Origin of the sequence: Mycobacterium sp. E183 (genome assembly GCF_001667735.1) — a bacterium.
In the GTDB taxonomy this organism is placed as follows: Bacteria; Actinomycetota; Actinomycetes; order Mycobacteriales; family Mycobacteriaceae; genus Mycobacterium.
On the sequence record NZ_LZJN01000012.1, the window covers coordinates 1 to 1,263 of the forward strand.

The following is a 1,263-nucleotide window of genomic DNA, read 5'->3' on the forward strand; positions in this document are numbered from 1 at the left end:
GCGGCATGTACACGTAGGACTCGACATCGCAGGCAATCCCCGGGTACCGGTTCCAGTACCAGGTCCCGCCCACGTCGGCCGCCCGGTCGATGAGCCGCACGCTGTCGACGCCGAGCTGACGCAGCCGCACCCCCGTCAACAGCCCGCCGAATCCGGCGCCGATCACCGCGACGTCGACTTCGTCGGTCAGCGGCTCGCGCGTGAATTCACCGTCTGCCCAGGGGTCGTCGGCGAAGCGCGCGAATGCCCCCGCCGTCTCGACGTACTGAGCGATGCCGTCCGGGCGCAATCGGCGCGCGCGCTCTTCCGCGTATTTGCGTCGCAGCGCGTCGACGTCGAACGACACGGTTTCAGTCAAGGCCCGGTCCTCTCGTGGCCCGACTATATAATCAATCGCTTGATCATATCAAGGCGGTGCCGTGTCGGCCCCGCCGCTATCCGCGCCCGCCGGCGAACAACGTTCCGCTGATCATCTTCTTGGCCGAGTCGAGCGCGGCGTGATAATCGCGCGGCGGCGACGTGGCCCCCAACTCGACCAACCCGTAGATGAGCGCGTAGAGGGCCTCGACGACGCTGTCCCGATCGGAAGGCCGCGACAGTTCGCCCTGCCGGTAGCCGTCGTCGACGACGCCCTCGATGATCTCGCGGAAAGCCTGAAATCCCGTTCCCCCGTCCATGTGCCGATCGGGGCCGACCACTCCTTCGGCGCGGATGACCCACTCGAAGGCGGCGAGATCTGGATACTCGCGCATGAGCCGGCCCGATTCGTCGAGAACCGCCCCGATGCGGTCGACCGCGCTCCCCGGCCGCTCGGCGGCCGCCCGCAGCCGTGGCAAAGCGACATCGGTGCGCGCCGCGATCGCCGCCTTGATCAGCTCCGCCTTGTTCGGAAAGTAGTTGTAGAGGCTGGCGCTGGTGACATCCGCGGTGCGGGCAATCTCGCGAATCGTGGCTCGCGAGTAGCCCACCGTCGCCACACAGCGCATGGTGGCCACGATGATCCGCTGGCGGGTCTGTTCGCCGTCGGCGCCCACCGGGCGCCCCAATCGCGAGGGCCGGGCGCTCATGCGGGACGGCACGCGCCGCCGTCCCGTCCCTCACGCACCGCGCACCTCCGCACGAACCCCGAATAAATCGATCACTCGATTATATTCGACACTGTCAGGCGCCGAGAGCCTGCGGACGGGACGCGCGAGTGCGGAGAACACGGTGACGCGGGCGCAGCGGGGACGCCCCGTCGGCGCCAGCGGTGAGGAGACCCGC

The 1,263-nt window shown here is 68.6% G+C and carries 2 protein-coding genes; both read right to left on the minus strand.

Annotated elements, in window-relative coordinates:
- The coding region (locus tag A5691_RS01430; RefSeq protein WP_156675524.1) for an NAD(P)-binding protein at window positions 1–358 on the minus strand (358 nt) is incomplete at its 3' end.
- A gap of 76 nt (window positions 359–434) precedes the next feature.
- The gene (locus A5691_RS01435; RefSeq protein WP_068266380.1) at window positions 435–1,067 is read right to left on the minus strand and encodes a TetR/AcrR family transcriptional regulator; all 633 of its coding nucleotides are present in this window, start codon (window positions 1,065–1,067) and stop codon (window positions 435–437) included.
- Window positions 1,068–1,263: the final 196 nt, after the last annotated feature.

Bases quoted from the DNA above. Each gene is read 5' to 3' on its own strand.
- A5691_RS01435 (WP_068266380.1), bottom strand. From the start codon at position 1,067: ATGAGCGCCCGGCCCTCGCGATTGGGGCGCCCGGTGGGCGCCGACGGC.